This is a genomic window from Streptomyces sp. NPDC001668, from assembly GCF_042893155.1.
GTDB lineage: Bacteria > Actinomycetota > Actinomycetes > Streptomycetales > Streptomycetaceae > Streptomyces.
In genome coordinates this window covers 1,204,150-1,223,347 of record NZ_JBIAUQ010000001.1, presented here as the reverse complement: position 1 = coordinate 1,223,347, position 19,198 = coordinate 1,204,150, and the positions used below count along the sequence as shown (strand labels likewise).

The 19,198-nt window shown below is 70.6% G+C and carries 18 protein-coding genes; 6 read left to right on the top strand and 12 right to left on the bottom strand.

All coding sequences use genetic code 11. The annotated features are described in order from the left end of the window. Nucleotides 1-112: 112 nt before the first annotated feature. The 3 genes from ACFYZ8_RS05440 to coxB are packed head-to-tail and all read right to left on the bottom strand — an operon-like array spanning nt 113 to nt 3,206. A complete protein-coding gene (locus ACFYZ8_RS05440; protein WP_359034575.1) occupies nt 113-511 on the bottom strand; it encodes a cytochrome c oxidase subunit 4 in 399 nt (132 codons plus the stop codon). After that, nucleotides 508-2,250, bottom strand: coding sequence for a cytochrome c oxidase subunit I (gene ctaD, locus ACFYZ8_RS05435; RefSeq protein ID WP_359034573.1), 1,743 nt, complete (start codon nt 2,248-2,250; stop codon nt 508-510). Before ctaD ends, ACFYZ8_RS05440 begins: the two co-directional genes overlap by 4 nt. Next, on the bottom strand, nt 2,247-3,206 hold the full coding sequence (gene coxB / locus ACFYZ8_RS05430) for a cytochrome c oxidase subunit II (protein WP_356586339.1): 960 nt from the start codon (nt 3,204-3,206) through the stop codon (nt 2,247-2,249). Before coxB ends, ctaD begins: the two co-directional genes overlap by 4 nt. A gap of 269 nt (nt 3,207-3,475) precedes the next feature. Here coxB and ACFYZ8_RS05425 point away from each other — a divergent pair, with 269 nt between their 5' ends. Further along, nucleotides 3,476-4,837 carry a cysteine desulfurase/sulfurtransferase TusA family protein gene (locus tag ACFYZ8_RS05425; protein ID WP_388535127.1) on the top strand — a complete coding sequence of 454 codons (1,362 nt, stop codon included), beginning with the start codon at nt 3,476-3,478 and terminating at the stop codon, nt 4,835-4,837. A 4-nt stretch (nt 4,838-4,841) separates the two neighbouring features. Here the strand turns inward: ACFYZ8_RS05425 and ACFYZ8_RS05420 are convergent, their stop codons facing one another. Continuing rightward, nucleotides 4,842-5,816: a carbohydrate kinase family protein gene (locus ACFYZ8_RS05420; RefSeq protein ID WP_359034568.1), complete on the bottom strand. Its 975-nt coding sequence runs from the start codon at nt 5,814-5,816 to the stop codon at nt 4,842-4,844. Between the two features lie 151 nt (nt 5,817-5,967). Here ACFYZ8_RS05420 and ACFYZ8_RS05415 point away from each other — a divergent pair, with 151 nt between their 5' ends. Together ACFYZ8_RS05415 and ACFYZ8_RS05410 are read left to right on the top strand one after the other, a co-directional pair. Continuing rightward, nucleotides 5,968-6,177, top strand: a complete 210-nt coding sequence (locus tag ACFYZ8_RS05415) for a hypothetical protein (protein ID WP_359034566.1) — start codon at nt 5,968-5,970, stop codon at nt 6,175-6,177. Between the two features lie 190 nt (nt 6,178-6,367). Continuing rightward, nucleotides 6,368-8,128 (top strand): hypothetical protein, encoded by a 1,761-nt coding sequence (locus ACFYZ8_RS05410; protein WP_388535130.1) that lies wholly within the window; start codon nt 6,368-6,370, stop codon nt 8,126-8,128. Nucleotides 8,129-8,209: 81 nt separating this feature from the next. On the opposite strand, the gene ACFYZ8_RS05405 is transcribed toward ACFYZ8_RS05410, so the two are convergent. Further along, nucleotides 8,210-8,566 carry an iron-sulfur cluster assembly accessory protein gene (locus tag ACFYZ8_RS05405; RefSeq protein WP_020137379.1) on the bottom strand — a complete coding sequence of 119 codons (357 nt, stop codon included), beginning with the start codon at nt 8,564-8,566 and terminating at the stop codon, nt 8,210-8,212. Between the two features lie 244 nt (nt 8,567-8,810). Between ACFYZ8_RS05405 and nadA the strand changes: the two genes are divergently transcribed. Continuing rightward, nucleotides 8,811-9,995, top strand: coding sequence for a quinolinate synthase NadA (gene nadA / locus ACFYZ8_RS05400; protein ID WP_388535133.1), 1,185 nt, complete (start codon nt 8,811-8,813; stop codon nt 9,993-9,995). Nucleotides 9,996-10,013: 18 nt separating this feature from the next. Here nadA and ACFYZ8_RS05395 read toward each other — a convergent pair whose 3' ends face one another. The 7 genes from ACFYZ8_RS05395 to ACFYZ8_RS05365 form a co-directional block, all read right to left on the bottom strand. Further along, a complete protein-coding gene (locus tag ACFYZ8_RS05395; protein ID WP_388535136.1) occupies nt 10,014-12,254 on the bottom strand; it encodes a serine/threonine-protein kinase in 2,241 nt (746 codons plus the stop codon). Between the two features lie 95 nt (nt 12,255-12,349). Further along, the gene (locus ACFYZ8_RS05390) at nt 12,350-13,495 is read right to left on the bottom strand and encodes an RNA polymerase sigma factor (protein WP_388535138.1); all 1,146 of its coding nucleotides are present in this window, start codon (nt 13,493-13,495) and stop codon (nt 12,350-12,352) included. After that, nucleotides 13,488-13,913, bottom strand: a complete 426-nt coding sequence (locus ACFYZ8_RS05385; RefSeq protein ID WP_388535141.1) for a YciI family protein — start codon at nt 13,911-13,913, stop codon at nt 13,488-13,490. Before ACFYZ8_RS05385 ends, ACFYZ8_RS05390 begins: the two co-directional genes overlap by 8 nt. Before the next feature lie 117 nt (nt 13,914-14,030). Continuing rightward, a complete protein-coding gene (locus ACFYZ8_RS05380) occupies nt 14,031-14,711 on the bottom strand; it encodes a response regulator (RefSeq protein ID WP_388535144.1) in 681 nt (226 codons plus the stop codon). After that, nucleotides 14,708-15,940 carry a sensor histidine kinase gene (locus ACFYZ8_RS05375; protein ID WP_388535146.1) on the bottom strand — a complete coding sequence of 411 codons (1,233 nt, stop codon included), beginning with the start codon at nt 15,938-15,940 and terminating at the stop codon, nt 14,708-14,710. The genes ACFYZ8_RS05380 and ACFYZ8_RS05375 overlap by 4 nt, the downstream gene beginning before the upstream one ends. Before the next feature lie 456 nt (nt 15,941-16,396). Then, complete coding sequence (locus tag ACFYZ8_RS05370) at nt 16,397-16,675, bottom strand: hypothetical protein (RefSeq protein ID WP_359034550.1); 279 nt, start codon at nt 16,673-16,675, stop codon at nt 16,397-16,399. 22 nt (nt 16,676-16,697) lie between these two features. Next, nucleotides 16,698-17,477 (bottom strand): PspA/IM30 family protein, encoded by a 780-nt coding sequence (locus tag ACFYZ8_RS05365; protein WP_234358555.1) that lies wholly within the window; start codon nt 17,475-17,477, stop codon nt 16,698-16,700. A gap of 218 nt (nt 17,478-17,695) precedes the next feature. On the opposite strand from ACFYZ8_RS05365, the gene ACFYZ8_RS05360 reads away from it, so the two are divergent. Together ACFYZ8_RS05360 and ACFYZ8_RS05355 are read left to right on the top strand one after the other, a co-directional pair. Further along, nucleotides 17,696-18,373, top strand: coding sequence for a DUF3043 domain-containing protein (locus ACFYZ8_RS05360; protein WP_388535150.1), 678 nt, complete (start codon nt 17,696-17,698; stop codon nt 18,371-18,373). An 83-nt stretch (nt 18,374-18,456) separates the two neighbouring features. Next, nucleotides 18,457-19,158 (top strand): methyltransferase domain-containing protein, encoded by a 702-nt coding sequence (locus ACFYZ8_RS05355; RefSeq protein ID WP_359034545.1) that lies wholly within the window; start codon nt 18,457-18,459, stop codon nt 19,156-19,158. Nucleotides 19,159-19,198 lie beyond the last annotated feature (40 nt).

Genomic DNA, 19,198 nt, shown 5'->3' with positions numbered 1-19,198 from the left:
AAGTCAACTGCGGCACGCCGGGTGACTCGTACGAGTGATCACTCTTGCGGCAAACGCAGGAGCCCGGACGCTCCTGACGGAGTGTCCGGGCCCCTGGTGAGCTCGGCTCGTGCTACTGGGTGCGGTTCTCACCGCGGTAGTACTCGAAGACCCAGCCGTACAGACCGACCAGGATCAGCGGCGCCGAGAAGTACATCAGCCACCAGCCGATCGCGATCGAGAGGAAGGCGAGGGCGCCACCGACCGCGAGGGAGAGCGGCTGCCAGCTGTGCGGGCTGAAGAACCCGACCTCGCCGGCGTCGTCCGCGACGTCGGCCTCCTTGTTGTCCTGCGCGCCGGCGTCCACCCGCTTGGCCGTGAAGCCCAGGTAGAAGCCGATCATGATGGACAGCCCGAAGGCCAGGAAGAGCGCCGTGGTACCGGCCGGCTCCTTCGACCACACGCCATAGATGATCGCCATGGCGAGGATGAAGACGCTCAGCCAGATGAACATCCGTCCCTGGATCTTCACTTCCCGGCCTCCTTGCCGCCGTTGCCGGCCAGAGCCTTCTCACCGTGACCGGCGTTCTCGAGCTGGTCGAGAGCGGCGATCTCGGGGTGGTGCAGGTCGAACGCCGGGGATTCGCTGCGGATCCGCGGCAGGGTGAGGAAGTTGTGGCGCGGCGGCGGGCAGGAGGTCGCCCACTCGAGCGAGCGGCCGTAGCCCCACGGGTCGTCGACGCCGACCGGCTTGCCGTACTTGGCCGTCTTCCACACGTTGTAGAGGAACGGCAGGATCGACAGGCCGAGCAGGAACGAGCTGATCGTCGAGATCGTGTTCAGGGCGGTGAACCCGTCGGCCGCCAGATAGTCGGCGTAACGACGCGGCATGCCCTCGGCGCCCAGCCAGTGCTGGACCAGGAAGGTGCCGTGGAAGCCGATGAACAGCGTCCAGAACGTGATCTTGCCGAGGCGCTCGTCGAGCATCTTGCCGGTCCACTTCGGCCACCAGAAGTGGAAGCCGGAGAACATCGCGAAGACGACGGTGCCGAAGACGACGTAGTGGAAGTGCGCCACCACGAAGTACGAGTCCGAGACGTGGAAGTCCATCGGGGGCGAGGCCAGGATGACACCGGTCAGACCACCGAAGGTGAAGGTGATCAGGAAGCCGGTGGCCCAGAGCATCGGGGTCTCGAAACTCAGGGACCCCTTCCACATCGTTCCGATCCAGTTGAAGAACTTCACGCCGGTCGGTACGGCGATGAGGAACGTCATGAAGGAGAAGAACGGGAGCAGCACACCGCCGGTGACGTACATGTGGTGCGCCCACACCGTCACGGACAGACCGGCGATCGCGATGGTCGCCGCGATCAGGCCCGTGTAGCCGAACATCGGCTTGCGGGAGAACACCGGGATCACTTCGGAGATGATCCCGAAGAACGGCAGGGCGATGATGTACACCTCTGGATGGCCGAAGAACCAGAAGAGGTGTTGCCAGAGCAGGGCTCCGCCGTTGGCCGCGTCGAAGACGTGGGCCCCGAACTTTCGGTCCGCCTCCAGGGCGAACAGCGCGGCCGCGAGGACCGGGAAGGCGAGCAGGACCAGGACACCGGTCAGCAGCACGTTCCACACGAAGATCGGCATGCGGAACATCGTCATGCCAGGAGCGCGCATGCAGATGATCGTGGTGATGAAGTTGACCGAGCCGAGGATGGTGCCGAAGCCGGAGAAGGCCAGACCCATGATCCACATGTCGGCGCCGACGCCCGGGCTGCGGACCGCGTCCGACAGCGGGCTGTAGGCGAACCAGCCGAAGTCGGCCGCGCCCTGCGGGGTGAGGAAGCCACCGACCGCGATGAGCGACCCGAACAGGTACAGCCAGTAGGCGAACATGTTCAGCCGGGGGAACGCCACGTCCGGCGCGCCGATCTGCAGCGGCATGATCCAGTTCGCGAAGCCGGCGAACAGCGGCGTCGCGAACATCAGCAGCATGATCGTGCCGTGCATCGTGAACGCCTGGTTGAACTGCTCGTTCGACATCAGCTGCAGACCCGGCCGGGCCAGCTCGGCGCGCATGAACAGCGCCATGACGCCGCCGATCATGAAGAACGCGAACGACGTGGCCAGGTACATCGTGCCGATGGTCTTGTGGTCAGTGGTGGTGAGCCACTTGATCACGACACTGCCGCGGTTCTGGCGCCGGACCGGCAGCTCGTCCGTGTAGTGGGACCCTGCTGCCGCGGCACCCTGGGGTTCGTTGAGGATGCTCACAGGTTCGTCGTCTCCCGGTCCTTCTCGTGGGCGGTCTGCTCGATGCCCGCGGGAACGTAACCGGTCTGCCCCTTCTTCGCGAGGTCCTTGAGGTGCTGCTCGTAGCGCTCGGGGGAGACGACCTTCACGTTGAACAGCATCCGGGAGTGGTCGACGCCGCAGAGCTCGGCGCACTTGCCCATGAAGGTGCCCTCCTTGTTCGGAGTCACCTCGAAGGCGTTGGTGTGGCCCGGGATGACGTCCTGCTTCATCAGGAACGGCACCACCCAGAAGGAGTGGATGACGTCACGCGAGGTGAGGACGAAGCGGACCGTCTTGCCCTTGGGGAGCCAGAGGGTCGGGCCGGGGTTACCGGTCTGCGGGTTCCGCGTGGCGGGCGTCCCGAAGTCGTAGACACCGCCGGCGTTCGCCGGGAAGGCGTTCTTGAACCGGGTCGGAATCGCGGCCAGGTTCTTGTCCGTCTTCGCGTCACCCGTGGAACCCGCGACGGGCTCGATGTAGTTGAACGCCCAGCTCCACTGGTAGCCGACGACGTTGATGGTGACGTCGGGCTGCTTCTTGAGGCTGAGGAGCTTCGACTCGTCACGGGCCGTGAAGTAGAACAGGACCGAGACGATGACGAGCGGAACCACGGTGTACAGCGCCTCGATGGGCATGTTGTACCGGGTCTGCGGAGGTACCTCGACCTTGGTGCGGCTGCGCCGGTGGAAGATGGCGCTCCAGATGATCAGACCCCACACCAGCACGCCAACGGCGAGCGCGGCAGCCCAGGAGCCCTGCCACAGGGAGAGGATCCGCGGAGCCTCTTCCGTGGTCGGGGTGGGCATACCAAGGCGGGGGAAGTCCTTGTATGTGCAACCGGTGGCGGTCGCCAGGACCAGGCCCGCGGTCATTGCCTGCAGCAGCTTCCGCCGCATCGGGCGCCGCGGCGAGCGGTCGGAGCCGTTGGGACTCACGTAGCGCCTTCCCGAGAGTCTCGCCCGCGCGTATTGGCTGCGGCCTGGCCTTACTCGGTGGTCGGTCGCCGCCCTGCGTCGGGCAGGGGTTTGGATGTTTATGCGGACCAAACCCTAGCCGACGCCCATCCGGGGGTCGCCAGGAGGGGGGCCTACCGAGTTGGGGGTTCGCTGGATTGGCGGCTGCGGGTGCGTTGTGGCTGGTCGCGCCCCGCGGCGGAGCCGCAAACAGACCCAGCCCCGCGCCCCTGAGGGGTTAGCGTTGCCGTGTGTCTTATTTCGACGCTGCTTCCAGTGCTCCGCTTCATCCCGTTGCCCGTCAGGCGCTGTTGGCCTCGTTGGATGAAGGGTGGGCTGATCCCTCTCGGTTGTATCGGGAGGGGCGGCGGGCTCGGATGTTGCTGGATGCCGCCCGGGAGGCCGCTGCCGAAGCCGTGGGATGCCGTCCTGACGAGCTGACGTTCACCTCATCCGGAACGCGGGCCGTGCACACCGGGATCGCGGGGGCGTTGGCCGGTCGTCGTCGCGTCGGACGTCACCTGATCGTGTCAGCCGTCGAACACTCCTCGGTGCTCCATTCGGCTGAGGCGTTCGACGTGACGGAGGTGCCGGTGGACCGTACGGGAGCGGTGGACCCGCGGTCGTACGCCGATGCCCTTCGCCCCGACACCGCGCTGGCCTGTCTCCAGTCGGCCAACCACGAGGTGGGGACCGTGCAGCCGGTGGGCGAGGTGGCTGCCCTGTGCCGGGAGGCCGGGGTGCCGTTGCTGGTGGACGCGGCACAGTCGCTCGGGTGGGGGCCGGTCGGGGGTGAGTGGTCCCTGCTGACCGCCAGCGCGCACAAATGGGGTGGTCCGTCGGGGGTCGGCCTGCTGGCTGTACGGAAAGGTGTCCGGTTCTCGCCCCAGGGACCGGCCGACGAGCGGGAGTCGGGGCGGGCGCCCGGTTTCGAGAACCTGCCGGCGATCGTCGCGGCGGCGGCCTCGCTGCGGGCGGTACGGGCCGAGGCTGAGCAGGAGGCCGTACGGCTGCGGGAGCTGACGGCGCGGATCCGTTCGCGCGTGCCGCGGCTGGTGCCGGATGTGGACGTGGTCGGCGATCCGGAGCGGCGACTGCCGGGGATCGTCACCTTCTCCTGTCTCTATGTCGACGGAGAGACCCTGCTGCACGAGCTGGACCGGGCCGGTTTCTCCGTTTCCTCCGGATCGTCCTGCACCAGCAGCACTCTGACGCCCAGCCATGTGCTGAAGGCGATGGGAGTGCTGAGTGAGGGGAATGTGCGGGTCTCGCTGCCGTTCGGGGCGGTCTCCGAGGAGGTCGACCGGTTCCTGGAGGTGTTGCCGGGGGCGGTGGCGGCGGTACGGGAGAAGCTGGGCGTGGTGACGCCGTCGGCCGCCGCCCACGAGGACTCCCTGGTCGTGGACGCTCTCGGCAAGCGGTGCCCGATCCCGGTCATCGAGCTGGCGAAGGTCATCGGGACGGTCCCGGTGGGCGGCACGGTCCGGGTCCTCTCCGACGACGAGGCCGCGCGGCTCGACATCCCGGCCTGGTGCGAGATGCGGGAGCAGGAGTACGTGGGAGAGGAACCGGCGGACCGGGGTTCCGCGTACGTGGTCCGCCGGATCTCCTAGCCGGTCACTTGAGGTGCGTGCGGACCTCGTCGGCCGCCTCGTCCCCGTACGCCTTGGTGAACCGCTCCATGAAGTGACCGCGCCGCAGCCGGTACTCCTGGGTCCCCACGGTCTCGATGACGAGCGTCGCGAGCATGCATCCGACCTGTGCGGCGCGCTCCAGCGAGACGCCCCAGGCGAGGCCCGACAGGAAGCCCGCGCGGAACGCGTCGCCGACACCCGTCGGGTCGGCCTTGCGCTCCTCCTCCGGGCAGCCGACGATGATCGGCTCCTCGCCGACCCGGTCGATCCGCACGCCCTGCGCCCCGAGCGTCGTGACCCGGTGGCCGACCTTGGCGAGGATCTCCTCGTCGGACCAGCCGGTCTTGGACTCGATGAGGCCCTTCTCGTACTCGTTGGAGAAGAGGTACGTGGCGCCTTCCAGCAGGATCCGGATCTCGTCGCCGTTCATCCGGGCGATCTGCTGGGAGAAGTCCGCGGCGAACGGGATGCCGCGGGACCGGCACTCCTCGGTGTGGCGCAGCATCGCCTCGGGGTCGTCGGCGCCGATGAGGACGAGGTCGAGGCCGTCCACGCGGTCGGCCACGGTCTTGAGCTCGATCTGGCGGGCCTCACTCATCGCGCCCGTGTAGAAGGAGCCGATCTGGTTGTGGTCGGCGTCGGTGGTGCACACGAAGCGGGCGGTGTGCAGCGTCTCGGAGATGCGGACGGACGCGGTGTCGACGCCGTGCCGGTCGAGCCAGGCGCGGTACTCGTCGAAGTCGAAGCCCGCGGCGCCGACGAGGATCGGCTTGGTGCCGAGCTGGCCCATGCCGAAGGCGATGTTCGCGCCGACCCCTCCCCTGCGGACGTCGAGGTTGTCGACCAGGAAGGAGAGCGAGACCGTGTGCAGCTGGTCCGCGACGAGCTGGTCGGCGAAGCGGCCGGGGAACGTCATGAGGTGGTCGGTGGCGATGGAGCCGGTGACTGCGATGCGCACGGCGAGGCTCTCCAGAAGAAGGGTGTGTTGACGGTTAACGCTATCGGGTCCGTATGGAGTACTGCGAGACAACCTGCGGAGCGGTGAAGCAGGTGAAACTACCCGATAGTAGATCTTTCTTCGCGGGCTCCGGCGTGCATACGGTTCCGTCATGACGAACCTTGAGCTGTACGCGTCCGCCCCGGCCGAGCTGGACGGGGACCTCGCCTCGCTGCGCGGTGACTGTGCCCGGATGGCTCCGCACTGGGCGGTCCCGGACCGGATCGTTTCTCTTCCGGTTTCTCCCTCGCTCATCCACGGTGTGACGGTTCCGGAGGGGTCCGCCCGGCTGCTGGAGGCGATGTCCGAGTACGGCGACTGAGCCACGGGGCTGAGTCACGCGTCTGAGTCACGGCGCGCACGTCGGCGCGTTCGAGGGAACCGCGCGCTCCCCCGCTGCGTCCCATCGCCGTCCCCCGGAAAGGGGATGCGGGATACGACCCGTTCGCCGGCTTTTTTGACAGGGCCGGGTCAGGGTCGAGGGACAGTTGCACAGCAGAAGGAGCGATGCGGTGAACACCGAGCGACCCGACAACAACGACCCCGGCGAGGCTGAGACCGGGAGCGCGGGGGCGTCCGGTGCCGAGGCTCCCCCCGGGGAGGAGAGCCACGCCGAACCCGGTGAGGCCGGCGGGGCCGAGGGCACCGAGGAAGTCACCGACGCGAGCCATGACGGCGACGCGGACGGTCCCGCGAGCCCTGACGCCGGCGCGGACGACGACGTGCCTCAGGCCGTCGCCGGTGCCGACGGCTCCCCGGCCCCCGACACCGAGATCCCCCGCAACGAGGACACCGAGGCCCCCCGCGCCCCGCGGCGCCGGTCCCCCGTCGCCATCGCTGCCGTGGCCGCTGCCGTGCTGGTGGTGGGAGGGGGTGGGGCCTATCTCGCCGCCAGTGCCTCCGGGGGGTCCGGAGGGGCCGCAGGGTCCGGCGAGAACGCGGCCTCCGGTGCGTCCGGTGACGACACCCCGCCGCTTCTCGCCCTCGACGGGTACGGCGCGAGCGGTGGGGCGGGGAACGGGATCGCACCCGGGGAGCCCAATCCGTACGGCGTGACCTACCGCGTGGACGGAAGCCTCCCGGAGGGGCCCGACTCCGCGCCCGTCTACCGGGTCCAGGGGCAGGTCACCGAGGACGACGTGGCACGGCTCGCCGAGGCGCTCGGGGTCGGCGGGACCCCGGTGGCGCAGGGGCAGGTCTGGCGGGTCGGCGGCAAGGACGGCTCGGGGCCGAGTCTCCAGGTGAACCGGCAGGCGCCGGGGGCGTGGACCTTCCAGCGCTACTCCCCCGTCATGGACAACTGCGGGAGCGCCACCGTGTGCGGAGGGAAGCCCGGGACCCCCACCGGCCCTCCGGTGAGCGTGGCGGTCGCGGAGAAGGCCGCCGCCCCGGTGCTGAAGGCGCTCGGCCAGGACACCGCGAAGCTGGACGCGAGCCAGGTCATGGGCGCCCTGCGGGTCGTGAACGCCGATCCGGCCGTGGGCGGGCTGCCCACGTACGGCTGGAGCACCGGCGTCACGGTGAACGGGCAGGGTGAGGTGGTCGGCGGTGCCGGCCAGTTGAAGGCGCCGGTGAAGAGCGACACGTACCCCGTGCTGAGCGCCGAGAAGACGCTGGGCCTGCTGAACAAGGTGCCGGCGCCCGGTCACCGCATGGGTATCGGCGGCTGCGCCAGTCCCGTACCGCTGAAGGACCGTCTCGAGGCGCCCTGCGGGGAGTCGACGGCGAGTCCGGCGAAGAGCGTGCTCACCGTCGAGAAGGCGGTCTTCGGGCTGGCGTCGCACTTCGTGGGCGGTCGGCAGGCGCTCGTGCCGTCCTGGCTGTTCGAGGTGCGGGCGACGGGTGCGAAGGACGCCTTCACGGTGACGTATCCGGCGGTCGACCCGAAGTACATCGCCTCCCCGGCGACCGCGACGCCGGTCCCGCCCGCCTCCCCCTCCGCGCCCTCCGGCCGGCCCACCTCCGCGCCGAAGACGCGGGACGTCAAGGTGGACGGCTACACGGCCGAGGGTGACGAGCTGACCGTGAGCTTCACCGGCGGGGTGTGCGGGGACTACACGGCGACGGCGAGTGAGAGCGCGGGCGAGGTGACGGCCACCGTGACGTACACGCCGTGGCCGGACAAGGTCTGCATCATGATCGCCAAGGAGATCCAGAAGACCGTGCCGCTCGACGAGCCGCTCGGTGACCGCAAGGTCGTGGGCTCGGACGGCAAGGAGATCCCGCTGAAGAAGGCGGGAGCGCGGCTCCCGGAGACCGCCGGGGCCCGGTAGTTCCTCGGACGCGCGAAGGCGGCGGCCCCGTCGGAGGGGGCCGCCGCCTTCTGTCGCTCGAGACCTGGTCGAGCCCGGGACTCAGCTGAAGGAGTCGCCGCAGGCGCAGGAGCCGGTCGCGTTGGGGTTGTCGATCGTGAAGCCCTGCTTCTCGATGGTGTCCACGAAGTCGATGGACGCGCCACCCAGGTACGGGGCGCTCATGCGGTCGGTGACGACCTTGACGCCACCGAAGTCCTTGACGACGTCGCCGTCGAGGGAACGCTCGTCGAAGAAGAGCTGGTAACGCAGGCCGGAGCAGCCGCCGGGCTGAACGGCGACGCGCAGGGCCAGGTCGTCACGGCCTTCCTGGTCGAGCAGGGCCTTGACCTTCGCCGCTGCGGCGTCGGACAGGATGATGCCGTCGGTGACGGTGCCGGTCTCGTCCGATACGGACATCTACATCTCTCCCGGGTTGTACGGAGACTGCTTGCCGACTGGTGCAACCGGCAAGGCCGCGGATTCATTCCGGGCCGGACGCCGGTTTTTCCGGCGCCTTCTTCATGCTCGCACATGCGGTCGCCGTCAGAAAATGCCTCTTCGGGATTCACGTCACATCGACGCAATGACCATCGTCAAAGTGACGTGAACCGGGTTATGATAGATAACGTCAGTTCGACGAAAAGTAGAAAGGGTGCGTGTCGTGACCACCGCCCAGACCACGGAGCTCGACGTACAGCCGACTCCGCTCGCCCTGTTGCTGCTCGGCCGCGAGGCCGACCCGAGGAGCGAGCGGGGCGTCGAGTGTCCCGGCGACCTGCCCTCGCCCTCCGACCCGGACCTGGTCGAACGGGCCCGCGCGGCCAAGGAGAAGCTCGGGGACAAGGTGTTCGTCCTCGGCCACCACTACCAGCGTGACGAGGTCATCCAGTTCGCCGACGTCACGGGCGACTCCTTCAAGCTGGCCCGGGACGCGGCCGCGCGCCCGGAGGCCGAGTACATCGTGTTCTGCGGTGTGCACTTCATGGCCGAGTCCGCGGACATCCTCACCTCGGACGACCAGAAGGTGGTCCTCCCCGACCTCGCCGCCGGCTGCTCCATGGCCGACATGGCGACGGCCGAGCAGGTCGCCGAGTGCTGGGACGTGCTCACCGACGCCGGCATAGCCGAGCAGGTCGTGCCGGTGTCGTACATGAACTCCTCGGCGGACATCAAGGCGTTCACGGGGAAGCACAGCGGCCTGATCTGCACGTCCTCCAACGCCAAGCGCGCCCTGGAGTGGGCCTTCGAGCAGGGCGAGAAGGTCCTCTTCCTGCCCGACCAGCACCTCGGCCGCAACACCGCGGTCCGCGACATGGGCATGTCCCTGGAGGACTGTGTCGTCTACAACCCGCACAAGCCGGGCGGCGGCCTGACCGCCGAGCAGCTGCGCGACGCGAAGATGATCCTGTGGCGCGGGCACTGCTCGGTGCACGGCCGCTTCTCGCTGGAGTCCGTGGAGGACGTGCGCGCCCGCATCCCCGGGGTGAACGTCCTGGTGCACCCCGAGTGCAAGCACGAGGTCGTGGCCGCGGCGGACTACGTCGGCTCGACCGAGTACATCATCAAGGCACTGGAGGCTGCCCCGGCCGGCTCGAAGTGGGCCATCGGCACGGAGCTCAACCTCGTACGCCGCCTCGCGAACCGTTTCGCCCCCGAGGGCAAGGAGATCGTCTTCCTCGACAAGACGGTCTGCTTCTGCTCGACCATGAACCGCATCGACCTGCCGCACCTGGTCTGGACCCTGGAGTCCCTGGCCGAGGGCAAGCTCGTCAACCGGATCGAGGTCGACAAGGAGACCGAGACGTTCGCGAAGCTGGCGCTGGAGCGGATGCTGGCGCTGCCGTAGAACCGTGGCCGCAAGCGCTCACCCCGACGCGGAGGTCCGCTCGGGGTGGGCGGGGTCGAGGGTGAAGACGTCGCCGGAGAGCGTGGGGACGACCAGGGCACCCTTGTTGAGCAGCACCTGGGGCAGCACTTCGCTCTGCGAGTTCACCCACTTGGCACGCGGCGGGGTCTCCCACAGCAGCGTGCCCCCGTCGGCGTCCAGGGCCGCGACCCGGCCACTGGCACCGGACAGATAGACCACGCGGGCGCCCGGGGCGGGAGTGACACCGCCGGGCTGCTCCAGGCTCGTCGGGGTCTGCCACAGTTGCTTGCCGGTGCGCACCGACACGGCGGTCACCCGCCCGGAGTCCCCGGTGAACCACAGGGTGCCGCCCGCCGCCGTCGCGGTGCCCTCGGACTTCTCGGCCAGCTCCGTCGTCGTGGCGGCGCCGGTGACGGGGTCCACCAGCCGGATGCGGGAGAAGGGGCCCTTGGTACCGGTGCTCAAATGCCCCGCCACTTCCTCGCCGGCATCGAGGTAGAGCAGGCGGCCGTCGTACGTGCCGACGAGGGTCGAGTGATCGGGCACCTTCAGGCGCCGCACCGAACCGTCGGCGCGGTCGAAGCCCAGGAGCAGGATCTCCTTGGCGGGCGTCATGCCGGGGACGCACTCCAGGTAGAGGCCCACGTTCGTGTGCGCGGGGTCGCACTGCATCCCGGCCGGAAGGGGCGCCGTCCAGCGCTGGGCGCCGGTGCGTGCCGAACGAGCGGTCAGCGATCCGCGGCCGATGTCCGGGACGAGCACCAGGTCTCCGGTGACGGACACCTGGGTCGCCCGCGGGCCCACCGTGCGGTGCCAGAGCCGTTTCCCTGTCGCGGTGTCGAGGGCGATGACCGAGGTCACGAGGTCGCCGCCCTCGGGTTGGTACTGCTGTTTGACCAGCATGACGTCGTCCGCGACACCGAGGAACCAGAAGAAGTACGACCTCTTCCTCGGAAGGGACGGCACCCCGTCGGCACGCCAGTCGACCCGGCCGGTGACGCCGTCGAGGCGCACGGGCAGCACCGCGTCACCCGCGCAGTAGAGGGCGCCCTCGTACATCTGGCACTCCGGGCCGCTGTCGCCCCCTCCGTCCAGGAGGGTGATCCCCTTCTTCAGGCCTCGCTCGGCGGTGGCGTACACCGTCGTCCGCCAGGGCCGCCAGCCGCCGGGCAGCTCCGTCCCGCCCGCGGCGGCGTCCTCCGCGCGGACCGTGCCGCTCCCGCCGTCGTCGGTCCGTCCGAGGCCGCTCAGCAGATACGCCGTCAGCCCGAGGACCAGTGCGCCGATCGCCGCGGACACCGCCCACAACGGGCGCAACCGGCGCCGGCGGCCGGGCGAGGTGGCCGACTTCGGGTCGGGGGCCCCGGTGCCGGAGTCCGGGGCCGGCAGGTTCCCGCGTGACGTCACCGTCCGCGGGACGTCCACCGCCTCCTCGGGCAGCACCCGAGCGAACTCCCGGGCCACCTCGTCCAGTCCGGGCCGGTCCGCGGGTTTCTTGGCCAGACAGCTCTGCAGGATCGTCCGCAGATCCGGTCGTACGCCGTCCAGGACGGGTTCGTCGTGCACCACCTGGTAGGCCGTGAGGTAGGGGCTGTCCGCGTCGAACGGCCCCCGGCCCGTAAGGGTGTACACCAGCAGCGCGCCCAGCGCGAAGACATCGGAGGCCGGGCCGACCGTGCGGGCGTCGGTGAGCTGTTCCGGGGACATGAAGGGCGGGGTGCCGATCATCTGGCCGGTCTCGGTGAGGGGGTGGTTCTCCGCCGCCCGGGAAATACCGAAGTCGATGACACGGGGGCCGTCCTCGGCCATCAGGACGTTGGCGGGCTTCAGGTCGCGGTGCACCACACCGGCCCGGTGGATGTCCCGCAGGGCCTCCACCAGCCCCAGCGCCAGGCGCCGTAGTTCGGTCTCCCGCAGCGGGCCGAGCTCTGTGATCCGGTCGGCGAGCGAGCGGCCGGGTACGTACTGGGTCGCCATCCACGGCCGCGCCGCCTCCGGGTCGGCGTCCAGGACGGGGGCCGTGAAGGCGCCGCTCACCTTGCGGACGGCCTCGATCTCCTGGCGGAAGCGGGTGCGGAAGACGGGGTCCTCGGCGTACTGGGCATGTACGACCTTCACGGCGACCTCGCGCCCGGAGCGGGATCTGCCCCGGTAGACGATGCCCATTCCCCCGGACCCGAGCCGGTCGGCCAGTTTGTACCCGCCCACCGATTTCGGGTCGTCCTTGTGCAGCGGCACGCCCGCATCCCCTTCCCCCGTGCGGCAGTTCCGGGGCCCAGCATAGGTAACCGGGGGCGGCGAGCCCCGTCCCAGGAAGCTCCCGGCCCGCCCCGTCACACCCCCGCACGCGAGTTGAGCCGGGCCGCCTGGCGGGTCAGATAGTCGCGTTCGGCGAGGTTGGGGGCCTTGTGGGCGGCCTCGGCGTACAGGCGGGCCGCGGTCGTCAGGTCGCCGGCGCGTTCGTGGAGGTAGGCGGCGGCCGCGGTGCGGCGGGGCAGTGAGTCCTCGATCCCGGCCAGCGCGGCCAGGCCCGCCCGGGGACCGTCCGCCTCGCCCACGGCGACCGCCCGGTTGAGGCGGACCACGGGGCTGTCGGTGAGACGGGCGAGTTCGTCGTACCACTCGACGATCTGCACCCAGTCGGTCTCCTCGGCGGTGGGCGCGTCGGCGTGCAGGGCGGCGATGGCGGCCTGGGCCTGGAACTCGCCCAGCCGGTCGCGGGCGAGGGCGGCCTGGAGGATCCGCACGCCCTCGGCGATCGCCGCGGTGTCCCAGCGGCCGCGGTCCTGCTCGGCGAGCGGCACCAGAGTGCCGTCGGGGGCGGTGCGGGAGGCGCGGCGGGCGTGGTGGAGCAGCATGAGGGCGAGCAGCCCGGCGACCTCGGGGTGGTCGATGGCGGCGGCGAGCTGCCGGGTGAGGCGGATGGCCTCGGCGGCGAGGTCGACGTCGCCGGAGTAGCCCTCGTTGAAGACGAGGTAGAGCACGCGGAGCACGGTGGCGACATCGCCGGGCTGGTCGAAGCGGACCCTGGAGACGGTGCGCTTGGCCCGGCTGATGCGCTGGGCCATGGTCGCCTCGGGCACGAGGTAGGCCTGGGCGATCTGGCGGGTGGTGAGGCCGCCGACGGCCCGCAGGGTGAGGGCGACGGCGGAGGACGGGGTGAGCGAGGGGTGGGCGCACAGGAAGTACAGCTGGAGCGTGTCGTCCACGGCGGGCGCGGGCCCGGGTGCGGGTTCCTCGTCGATACGGTCCTCACGGCGGCGGCGTGCGGTGTCCGCGCGGGTCGCGTCGAGGAACTTCCGCCAGGCCACGGTGACCAGCCAGCCCTTCGGGTCCCTCGGCGGGCCGGCCGGCCAGACCCGGACGGCCTCGACGAGCGCGTCCTGGACGGCGTCCTCGGCCGCCGCGAAGTCGGCTCCGCGGCGGACGAGGACGCCGAGCACGCTCGGCGTGAGGCGTCTGAGCAGCGCCTCATCCACCGGCGTGGCAGTCGTCGGTGGCGGTGGGCGAGGCGGCGAGGAAGGGGCGCAGCTCCAGCCACTCGTGGATCGGCCTGCCGCCGGCGCCGGGGGCGGCGGACAGTTCGCCGGCCAGCTCCACGGCCCGCTCGTAGCTGTCGACGTCGATGATCATCCAGCCGGCGATGAGGTCCTTGGTCTCGGCGAACGGCCCGTCCGTGACCGGCGCCCGTCCCTCGCCGTCGTAGCGCACCCACGTCCCCTCCGGAGCGAGCGCCTGCCCCTCGACGTACTCCCCGGTCTTCTCCAGCCGCTCCGCGAAGTCCCGCATGTACTGCACGTGCGCCGAGATCTCCTCGGGCGTCCACTGCTCCATGGGCACGTCGTTGGCCGGTGCCGGAGCGCCGCGGTAGTGCTTCAGCAGCAGGTACTTGGCCATGGTGTCTCTCCTCGGTCCCGGTGCGGCCCATTCTGGCCGCTTCCACCACGGGGACGGAGCGGGGCGCGGGTTCTCGACATCGCCGCACGGATTTTCTCCGGCCCCCGCCCACCGGGTTCACTCCACCCTGGGACGTACCAGTCCCGACTCGTACGCGATCACCACGAGCTGCGCCCGGTCCCGTGCCCCCAGCTTGGCCATGGCCCGGTTGACGTGGGTCTTGACGGTGAGCGGGCTGACCTCCAAGCGCTCGGCGATCTCGTCGTTGGAGTGGCCGCCGGCGACCTGGACGAGGACCTCGCGCTCGCGGTGGGTGAGGGCGGCGAGGCGTTCGGAGCGGACGGGGTCGTGCTCGTCGGCCGCGTCGCCCTGGGCGAGGAAGCGGGCGATCAGGCCCTTGGTGGCGGTCGGGGACAGCAGGGCCTCGCCACCCGCCGCGACCCGGATGGCGCTGAGGAGCTCCTCGGGCTCGCTGCCCTTGCCGAGGAAGCCGGAGGCGCCGGCGCGCAGGGACTGCACGACGTAGTCGTCGACCTCGAAGGTGGTCAGGATGACCACCCGGACATGGGCGAGGGAGGGGTCCTCGCTGATCATGCGGGTGGCCGCGAGGCCGTCCGTGCCGGGCATCCGGATGTCCATGAGGACGACGTCGGCACGCTCCTGCCGGGTCAGCCGGACGGCCTCGGCGCCGTCGGACGCCTCGCCGACCACCTCCATGTCCGGCTCCGAGTCGACGAGCACACGGAAGGCGCTGCGCAGCAGTGCCTGGTCGTCGGCGAGCAGGACACGGATCGTCATACGGGCTCTCCCGGTTGGTCTCTGGCCACGGTGCGGGTCTTGACCGGCAGGATCGCGTGGACGCGGAAACCGCCTCCGTAGCGGGGGCCGGTGGTGAGGGTGCCGCGCAGGGCGGTGACGCGCTCGCGCATGCCGAGGAGGCCGTGGCCGCCGCCGTTGTCCGGGTCGTCGTCCTGGCCGGCCCCGTCGTCGAGGACGGTGATCTCCACGTTCGGGCCGACGCGTACGACGCTGACCTCGGCCTTGGCCTCCGTACCGGCGTGCTTCTGGACGTTGGTGAGGGCTTCCTGGACGACCCGGTAGGCGGCCAGGTCCACGGCGGCGGGGAGGGTGGTGCCGTGGTCGGCGCGGGCGACCTCGACGTGCAGGCCCGCGCTGCGGAAGGTGCCGACGAGTTCGTCGAGGCGGGCCAGGCCCGGGGCGGGTTCGGTGGGGGCCTCGGGGTCGCCGGACTGCCGGAGCAGGCCGACGGTGGCGCGCAGTTCGTTCAGAGCGGAGCGGCTGGCCTCGCGGACGTGGGCGAGGGCCTCCTTGGCCTGGTCGGGGCGCTTGTCCATGACGTGCGCGGCGACTCCGGCCTGGACGTTGACCAGGGCGATGTGGTGGGCGACGACGTCGTGCAGGTCGCGGGCGATGCGCAGGCGCTCCTCGGCGACCCTGCGGCGGGCCTCCTCCTCACGGGTGCGTTCGGCCTTCTCGGCGCGCTCCCTGATGGCCTGGACGAAGGCGCGGCGGCTGCGCACGGCGTCGCCCGCGGTGGCGCCGATGCCGGTCCAGGCGAAGATGGCGAGGTTCTCCTGGGCGTACCAGGGCAGGGGCCCGGCGAGCATCGCGGCGCTGGTGAGGACGGTCATGGTGAGCAGGCCGGCGCGCCAGGTGGTGGGGCGGTCGGTGGTGGAGGCGACCGTGTAGAGGGCGATCACGGCGGCCATGGCGACGGGGGCGCGGGGGTCGCCGGTGACGCACTCGGTGACGGAGGCGGCGCCGGTGAGGGCCAGGACGGTGAGGGCGGCGCGGCGGCGGAAGACCAGGGCGAGGGCGGCGAGGGCCATGAGGACGAGGCTGAGCGGGGCCGGGGTGCGGAGGCTCCAGCTGACGGCGTCCTGCCCATGGGGCTCGACGAAGGATCCGGCCACCATGCAGGCGAGGACGCCGGCGGCGAGTACGGCGTCCAGGGCCAGGGGGTGCGCCTTGAGGTGGTGCCGGGCACGGTCGACGGGGCGGCTCACTCCTGAACAGTACGGGGACCCTGCCGGGGGCGGAACGGGGGCTGGCAGTACGTTTCCGACTCCGCGGGCGCGGAGCGCGGTCACCGTCCCGGGAGCGCCGACCGTCGGACGCCGGCCTGAGGCGTGGGGCGACTGGGGCACGGCGGGGGCGCCCTTGACACCGGAAGAGCCAGTGGCGCGGGCAGGGGTGAAGGTGCGAGCGGACGTGCCGGGGCGGAACGGGCGTGAGCAGTGCGTTTCCGGCCTCACGGGCGCGGCGTGCGGTGACCGTCCCGGGAGGGGGAAGGGGCGAGCGGACGTCGGTGGCTCGGTGGCGGGGGGCCACATCGACGTGCGAAGCCCCGGCGGCTCAAGGGGCCGGGCCCGCCTCGAGCAGGCCCGTCTCGCCGGCGGCTCGGGGCGGCACGCCGCGCGCTTCGTAAGGAAGCGGGCGGCGCGGAACGGAGCGGGGTGGTGTCAGCCCGGGATCAGGCCGTCGTCGCTGAGCAGGTCCCGGACTTCCTCCAGGGTCGCGTCCGCGGACGGGAGGATCAGTTCCGAGGGTTCCAGGGAGTCGTCCGGGAGGGGGGTGCCCAGTTCCCGGACGCGGGCGAGGAGGGCGTGAAGAGTGCGGCGGAAGCCCGGGCCGTCGCCGGTCTCCATCTCGGCCAGCAGCTCGTCGTCCAGTTTGTTCAGGTCGGCGAGGTGGCTCTCGGCCAGCCTCACCTGTCCCTCCCCCATGATCCGTACGATCATGTCGCCCTCCTCGGCGTGGGCCCTACTGCTTGTCGAAGCGTGGAGTGTCCTGCGGCTGCTGGGACTGCGACTGGCCGGTGCCGCCCTCGATGGCCTGCTGCGACGAGGAGCCTCCCGCCAGCTCGGCCTTCATGCGCTGCAGTTCCAGCTCTACATCCGTACCACCGGAGAGCCGGTCCAGCTCGGCCTGGATGTCGTCCTTGTGCATGCCGGACTGGTCGTCCAGGGCACCCGAGGCCAGCAGTTCGTCGATGGCGCCGGCCCGGGCCTGGAGCTGGGCCGTCTTGTCCTCGGCCCGCTGAATCGCCAGGCCCACGTCGCCCATCTCCTCGGAGATGCCGGAGAAGGCCTCGCCGATCCGGGTCTGTGCCTGGGCCGCCGTGTAGGTCGCCTTGATGGTCTCCTTCTTGGTCCGGAAGGCGTCCACCTTGGCCTGGAGGCGCTGGGCCGCAAGGGTGAGCTTCTCCTCCTCGCCCTGCAGCGTCGAGTGCTGGGTCTCCAGGTCGGTCACCTGCTGCTGGAGCGCGGCACGGCGGGACAGCGCCTCACGGGCGAGGTCCTCACGGCCGAGCGCGAGCGCCTTGCGGCCCTGGTCCTCCAGCTTGGAGGACTGCGACTGCAGCTGGTTCAGCTGAAGCTCCAGGCGCTTGCGGGAGGTGGCCACGTCGGCCACGCCCCGGCGTACCTTCTGGAGCAGTTCCAGCTGCTTCTGGTACGAGTAATCGAGGGTTTCGCGCGGGTCCTCGGCCCGGTCAAGGGCCTTGTTCGCCTTCGCGCGGAAGATCATCCCCATACGCTTCATGACACCGCTCATGGGCTTCGCGCGCCCCCTTCTGACGGACTTCCAGCTCCAGCTCTGCGACAGAACCCACAGTACGGGCCCTGCATCCATTGACGCACCGTTCCGGGACGGATGCGCTCATCCCCAAGGACGACTGACGAATCCCTTGCTCCGGCGTAAGGAGTAGGTGACCTTCAGGGTGAGCGACCCGTCACCGGACGTCCCCTCTGTCCCCCTGCATGACGACTGGTGTTGCCGGATCGTTCCCCACCGGGCTGGGGTCCAACCCCGGACACCCCTTACCCTTGGGTTTTGTGTTCCGTAGCCGTGCCACCAAGGAAGAGAAGGCCGCTGTCGCCGACAAGGCGCAGCTGACCGACTCCAAGCAGCCCCGCGACCCGCAGGCCCCCAAGGGCAGGCCCACGCCCAAGCGCAGTGAGTCCCAGTCCCAGCGCCGCAGCGTCGCCAACACCTCACTCACGCGCAAGGACGCCGCCAAGCGTCAGCGCGAGGAGCGCCGTGCGGCCCTGGAGAGGCAGCGCCAGGCGCTGGCCAGCGGTGACGAGCGGTATCTGCCCAAGCGGGACAAGGGCCCGGTGCGCAAGTTCGCCCGCGACACCATCGACGCCCGGTTCAACGTGGCGGAGTTCTTCCTGCCGATGGCCGTGGTCATCCTGCTGCTGAGCCTGGTGCGGGTGGGCGCGCTGCAGAGCATCGCGCTGCTGCTGTGGCTCGTGGTGATCGTCCTCATCGTGCTCGACATGATCCTCACCGGTTTCCGTCTGAGGAAGCGTCTCGCCGAGCGCTTCCCGGACCACGACCGCAAGGGCGCCGTCGGCTACGCCCTGATGCGCTCCCTCCAGATGCGTCGCCTCCGGCTGCCGAAGCCGCAGGTCAAGCGCGGAGAGCGGCCCTGAGTACGACGTCGTTCTCCGGGGGTGCGGCAGATGCCTGGCTGGGGAGGCTGGGCGGGCTGCGCAATGTCGTACGACAGGAGCTGGTGGCCCGGCAGCTCGACGAGCAGATAGTGGGCCGGTACCCGGTCGGACAGCGGCTGCGGGTGCTCGACGTGGGGATGGGCCAGGGCACGCAGGCGCTGCGGCTGGCCCGGGCCGGACACCAGGTGACCGGGCTCGAACAGGACTCCACGATGGTCGCGGCGGCCCGGGAGTCGCTGTCCGCCGAGCCCGAGGGCATCCGGGAGCGGATGCGGATCATCGAGGGCGACGGCCGCGAGACCGGGGTGCACTTCCTGCCGGGCAGCTTCGACGTGGTGCTGTGCCACGGCGTGCTCATGTACGTCGAGGAACCCGATCCGCTGCTCGCCGGGCTGGCGCGGATGCTGGCGCCGGGCGGGCTGCTGTCGCTGCTGGTGCGCAACGCCGACGCGCTGGCGATGCGGCCGGGGCTGGCCGGTGACTGGGCCGGCACGCTGGACGCCTTCGACACCACCGCGTACCGCAACCGGCTGGGCCTCGACGTCCGGGCCGACCGGCTGAGCACCCTGACCGCCACGCTCGCCGGCATCGGGGCGCCGCTCCAGGCCTGGTACGGCGTGCGGGTCTTCACGGACACCGCGACGGACGACGCCGAGACACCCCCCGACATGGAGACCCTGCTGGCCTGCGAGGAGCGGGCGGGGCGGACGGATCCGTACCGCGGGGTGGCCGCACTGCTGCACCTGTGCGGAGTGCGCGGCTGACCACCACCGGGGAACCCCTCCAAGCCTGATACGGCGTGCC

Excerpts from the sequence above, each read along its gene's own strand:
- ACFYZ8_RS05365 (WP_234358555.1), bottom strand. The coding sequence starts at position 17,477 with ATGAAGCGTATGGGGATGATCTTCCGCGCGAAGGCGAACAAGGCCCTT.
- ACFYZ8_RS05415 (WP_359034566.1), top strand. The coding sequence starts at position 5,968 with ATGACGAACCTTGAGCTGTACGCGTCCGCCCCGGCCGAGCTGGACGGG.
- ACFYZ8_RS05405 (WP_020137379.1), bottom strand. The coding sequence starts at position 8,566 with ATGTCCGTATCGGACGAGACCGGCACCGTCACCGACGGCATCATCCTG.
- ACFYZ8_RS05380 (WP_388535144.1), bottom strand. The coding sequence starts at position 14,711 with ATGACGATCCGTGTCCTGCTCGCCGACGACCAGGCACTGCTGCGCAGC.
- ACFYZ8_RS05360 (WP_388535150.1), top strand. The coding sequence starts at position 17,696 with ATGACGACTGGTGTTGCCGGATCGTTCCCCACCGGGCTGGGGTCCAAC.
- ACFYZ8_RS05385 (WP_388535141.1), bottom strand. The coding sequence starts at position 13,913 with ATGGCCAAGTACCTGCTGCTGAAGCACTACCGCGGCGCTCCGGCACCG.
- ACFYZ8_RS05370 (WP_359034550.1), bottom strand. The coding sequence starts at position 16,675 with ATGATCGTACGGATCATGGGGGAGGGACAGGTGAGGCTGGCCGAGAGC.